General features: G+C 63.7%; 3 protein-coding genes and 1 pseudogene. 3 read left to right on the top strand and 1 reads right to left on the bottom strand.

All coding sequences use genetic code 11. The features are described from left to right. Positions 1 to 1,534, bottom strand: a 1,534-nt coding sequence (locus EN914_RS23355) for a GumC family protein (protein WP_127389289.1), incomplete at its 3' end; no start/stop codon positions are given. Between the two features lie 249 nt (positions 1,535 to 1,783). Between EN914_RS23355 and EN914_RS23350 the strand changes: the two genes are divergently transcribed. The 3 genes and pseudogenes from EN914_RS23350 to EN914_RS23340 form a co-directional block, all read left to right on the top strand. Then, positions 1,784 to 3,280 carry a hypothetical protein gene (locus EN914_RS23350; RefSeq protein ID WP_024501743.1) on the top strand — a complete coding sequence of 499 codons (1,497 nt, stop codon included), beginning with the start codon at positions 1,784 to 1,786 and terminating at the stop codon, positions 3,278 to 3,280. 119 nt (positions 3,281 to 3,399) lie between these two features. Further along, on the top strand, positions 3,400 to 4,590 hold the full coding sequence (locus tag EN914_RS23345) for an NAD(P)/FAD-dependent oxidoreductase (RefSeq protein WP_024501744.1): 1,191 nt from the start codon (positions 3,400 to 3,402) through the stop codon (positions 4,588 to 4,590). A gap of 426 nt (positions 4,591 to 5,016) precedes the next feature. Beyond that, positions 5,017 to 5,244: pseudogene (locus EN914_RS23340) on the top strand (hydroxyacid dehydrogenase); the annotation flags it as partial.

Raw genomic sequence — 5,244 nt, 5'->3', positions numbered from 1 at the left:
GGCCGACGACGGCATCGGTCTTCTGGCTGGAGGGGGGGGCGCGCGCCCCGCCGAAAGGCCACCAGCGCCGGCCTGTGTCTGACTTTGCCGGCACCACGCCCAGCACCGGCGCGTCGATGGCCGACTGCATCTGGGCGCTGGAAAGCACCGTCGGCGAGGAATATTCGGCGATCAGCGCCAGACCGGTGCCGAGCCCAAGGCCGCCGAATATCGCGCCCAGCAACAGCAGCGGCAGAGGCGGCCAGCTCTTCTTCAAGGCGGGCATGGCGTTGGAGATGATGCGCGCATTGGTGCTGTCGACATTGATCTGCTCGCGCGTCTCCTGGGCGCGCTGGAGATAGTTCGAGTAGACGGAACGCAGCGCCTCGAGGTCGCGCTGCAATTCGCGCAGCCGCACCGAGGCCTGATCGGTGTCGAGCGACTTGCTCTTCATGCCGGCGACCTTGGCTTCCAGCGCCTGCTGGTTGGCCAGCGCCCGTTCGTAGTCGGTCTCGGTGGCGGTGGCGATGCGGCCAAGTTCGCGCGCGATCAGCTGGCGCGTGTCGCGCAGTTGCTGCTGGGCTGCGATCAGCGAGGGATGACGCGGCCCCAACTCCGTGCCGAGCTGCGAGACCTGGTCGACCAACGTCGCCTCTTGCGCCCGCAGGCTCGAGATCACCGCCGAGCGCATTGCTTCCGAAGTTGCGTCCGGCGTGCCGCTCTGCCGGCGCATCTGGTCGACCTGCGCCTTCAGCGCCGCGGTGCGGCTCTGCGCCGTCGCAAGCTGCGTGTTGATCTCGGTCAGTTCCTGGTCGCTGACCAGATTGCCTGCCGCCATCACCATGTTGTTGGCGGACTTGTAGGCTTCGACGGCGTTTTCGGCTTGCTGGACGCGCTTGCGCTGCTCGTCCAGCCGCGCGGTGATCGACTCGGAAGCGTCCTTGGCCATTTTCGCGCGCGCGCTCGCCTGGTCGACCAGGTAGGCCTGCGCGATGGCGTTGGCCAGGAGGGCGGCTTTGTCGGCGCTCTTGGCAGTGACGATGACGTCGAGGACCAGGACCTTGTCGGCCCGCTTCACCGCCAGGCGCCGGCGCAGTGCGTCGAGTGTCTGCACCGACCTGTCGCCTTCGGCTGATGCCGAACCGAGCAGGCGCGACAGCAAGCCCTGCCCATTGAATTCCGGATCCTGCGTCAGGTTTGTCGCCGCGATCGCCCGCATCAGCACGCCTGTCGACTGGACCACGCTGACCTGGCTCTCGACCTGCGTGATGCCGCCATCGGGTGAGATACGGCTGGGATTGACGTCGTTGGTGACCACCTGCAGGTCCTGCGGATCGATCAGGATTTCCGCCGCCGAGCTGTAGAGCGCCGGTGTGAAAAGGCCGTAGAGCAGGGCGACCAGCGTCAGCAGTGCGACGGTGCCGAAGATCCAGAACCGGCGGCGCACCAGGATGCGCTTCAGATCGCCCAGTTCGACAGTGGAGGCTGCATATGATCCCGCGCGTGCCGGATCCGGGGAGTGTTGCTGAGGAACCATGGGCAGGGATGATTGCATGGCTGCCTCCGACAATACTCCATATGCCGGCAAGATCAGTTTGCGGCGCTAACCTAGCTATTCCTCCAACTGTTAAAACATTGTTAATTATGTTGAGAGGTGACGTGAATTTTGGCACGCGGTTTGCTTAAAAATATACATATCGAGGTGTTGGCTACGCAGCGAGCGGAGACGAATGCAAATGGGGTTACAATTTGACCGGACCGGCCTGGCCGGCAAGGCCGGGCACCGCCTTTTCGGACCTCCAACATGCAGATAAGCCTCCGCCTGGACGGCGACTGCGTCCGCGCCTTTCACGTCACGCTGCTGGAGCGCCTCGCCGCGCTCGAAGACGTCGAACTGTCCGTCGATGTCAGGCCGGCGGGCGGTGGCATTCCGCGCAGCGCCGCGGCCCTGTTTCAACTCGAAACGGCGATCCACGGACTGTCCCATGATGGACTGGCCAAGCGTGTGCCGCTTTCGGCGCTCGCGCCCTACCGGCAGTCCCCCGCTTCGCCTGACCTGGTCATCGACCTCTGCGGCGATGTCAGGCTGGAAAGCACACGGATCTGGCGCGTCACCTATGACGGCGCCAGCGGCGAAGCGGCCTTGCTGGCCCTGATCCTCGCAGGTCGCACGCCGCTTGCCCGCATCGAGGAGAACGGCGTTGCGATCGCCGCCGGGCGTCTGGGCACCGAATATGGCGGCATCGCGCTGGCTTCCTTCCAGGATATGCTGGCGCGCACAGCAAGCCTGATCATAGCTGCCATGTCAGGCGCGGCAAGATCGGTGCCCGATCTGCCCGAGCCGGCGCAGCCAGGCAGCCCGCCGCCAATGCCTTCGGCCGGCAAGCTTGGGGTCAGAGCCGGCAAGGCGCTGGCGCGGCGGATCGTCCAGAAGATCTACCACCTTTGCTACAACGCGCCGCACTGGAAGGTCGGCTGGCGGCAAACCGGGGGCCGCGATCTTTTCGACCTGCGCGCGCATCCAGCATCGGGCTGGCAAGAGTTGCCGGACGACGGCAGCCGCTTCTACGCCGATCCGTTCCCCATCCTCTACCAGGGCCAGCTGACCCTGTTCGTCGAGGACTATATCCATCGGCTCGGCAAAGCCATCATCTCCGCCGTTCCCTTCGGCCCGGCAGGCCCGCTCGGAAGGCCTGAACCGGTGTTGGAGCTGCCCTACCATCTCTCCTACCCCTTCGTCTTCGAGCGCGACGGCGAGGTCTGGATGGTGCCGGAAAGCTGCGCCAACGGCACGGTCGATCTCTACCGGGCCACAGCTTTTCCCGGCGGATGGGTCAAGGAGGCGACGCTTCTGTCCGGTGTCGTCGCCAGCGACGCCACGCTTGTCGAGCATGGCAGCGCCTGGTGGCTGTTCGCCACCGTCCGCGACGGCGGCGGCGCCTTCTCCGACGCGCTGCATCTGTGGTCGGCGCCGGATTTTCGCGGCCCCTGGACGCCGCACCCCAAAAATCCCGTGCTGATCGACATCGCCTCGGCGCGGCCAGCCGGCCGCATGGTCAGGCGCGGCAATGACCTGCTGCGCCCGGTCCAGGACTGCCGCAGGAGCTATGGCGCGGCGCTTGGCATCGCACGCATTTCTCACCTTGATTTGATCGGCATGGAGCAGGTCGTTGAAACCATCTTAAATCCAGGTGCGCTATGGAGTGGGCGTAAACTTCACACGCTCAACGAGGCTGGCGGCTTTGAGTTCATCGATGGCTCGGCGATCGCACCGCGCTGGAAGCAGCGGGCCCGCGATTAACCTAAGCATTGGTTACTACCAAGCACGCGCGCCGGTTGCTTGCGGTTGATTTAGGTCCGGAGGATATTTTCTACCGGAGATTGTGAAACGCGCCGTTGCCACCAGAAAGAGCAGCAAAAATGAGCATCTCAGAGGCCGGCCCGGCCCAAGTCGATGTGGCGATCGTCGGCGCCGGAATGGCCGGCACGACCTTGGCAATGCTGTTGGGACGAGCCGGCCGCAAGGTGGCGCTGATCGACCCGCACCGCGTCCACCACGAGGAATTCCGGGCCGAGAAGATCGGCATGGATCAGATGCTGCTGTTCGAAAAGCTCGGCCTCGATGCGACACTCAAGCGTCTCGTCACCTCCACGACCGACACGCATGTCTTTCGCCTCGGCCAGTTCTTCGCGCATGAGAAGAAGGCTGAATTCACATTCTCCTATGGCGCGCTGATCAATGGCCTGCGCGACGCCTTGCCTGCGCAAGTGCCGCTGACGGTCGGCAAGGTAACCGAAGTCTCGACTGGACCGGACCGGCAGCGGCTTGTGCTGGCCGACGGCACCGTCATCGATGCCCGCCTGCTGGTGGTGGCAACCGGTCACGGCGAGGCGGTGCGGCGCGCCGTCGGCGTCGAGCGTATCGAGCAATCGAAGGCGCATTCACTGTCGATGGGATTCGACCTCGCCATCTCGCCCAGCGATTTCGGTCATCAGTCCGTCACCTGCTACAGCAGGCGGGCCGCCGACCGTATCGCCTACATCAGCATCTTTCCCCTCGGCGACAAGATGCGGGCGAACATGTTCCTCTATCGCAACGTGGCCGAGCCGTGGACGCGGGCGTTCCGTCAGGAGCCGCAAAAGATGCTCTGCGAATTGATGCCCGAAATAGCCGTGCGATGCGGCAACTTCGAAGTCGCGAGTCCTGTCGAGGTCAGGCAGATCAGCCTGAGCACGACGCAAGGCCATCGCCGCGACGGGGTCATCTTCATCGGCGATGCTTTCTGTACCACGTGTCCGACGCCGGGCGTCGGCATCGGCCGCGTGATGACCGATGTCGATCAGCTCCATTCGGTTCACATTCCACGCTGGCTCGAAACTCCAGGCATGGCGGCTGACAAGATCAACGCCTTCTATGACGACCCGGTCAAGGTGGCTGCCGATGAGGATGGCATGCGGGTCAGTTACTATGCCAAGTCGATTACCGCCGACACCGGGCTGGAATGGCGCGTGCGGCGCCTGCGCAACAACACCGCGCGCCAGCTGATGATCATCGGCCGTAAGGTCCGGCATCTGGGACAGAAGCAGGCGCCCATGGCCAATATGCGATAGGGCGCGACCAGTCGCGCCCTATCGATTGCCGTTATTGATTGCCCTTGTCAGGCGAATGCGTCAGACGCCAATCAATCACTGACGGCCGGCGGAGGTGTCGATGGGGCAGTCTGGGCCGTGACACCCGAAAGCCTGTCGCGCTTCTGCAAGGTTGGTTTCTCGTATTTCTTCACTGTAAAGTGCCCTCCAAATTGATACGGCGCCAGCAGAACCAATTCCCTGCCCCGTGTCAATTGTGCCATTACTGGTTCTTACGTCGTATCCACGCCATCGCGGTCAAACGATTCTTCACTGTTGCATTGCCGGCACATATCGGCTCCGACAGGTCACCTCATCCCAGCGCCAATCCCGCTCTCCTCGGCCGCGCGATGTTGTAAATCGTTTCATCCAAGGTATTTTGGCCATTGGGGAACAGAGGGAATAGTCATGTCCAACAGCGCCTTGCCGCTGGTCATCAGTGCGCCTGAACCACGCACGCTCGACCTGATCTTCACAGCCCGGCAGCTGGCGCGGCTCAAGGCGCACTATCGCATCGTCGAGACGACCGCTGACGGCGTAGCGAAACTGCCGGCCGACGTGCTGGCCGAGGTGCGTTATATCATCGGCCAGCCGCCCATATCGCCCGAAACGCTCGACCGGATGAAGGCGCTGCGC

Origin of the sequence: Mesorhizobium sp. M7A.F.Ca.CA.001.08.2.1 (assembly GCF_003998455.1) — a bacterium.
GTDB classification, from domain to species: domain Bacteria; phylum Pseudomonadota; class Alphaproteobacteria; order Rhizobiales; family Rhizobiaceae; genus Mesorhizobium; species Mesorhizobium ciceri.
This window is presented reverse-complemented; position numbering and strand designations above follow the sequence as displayed.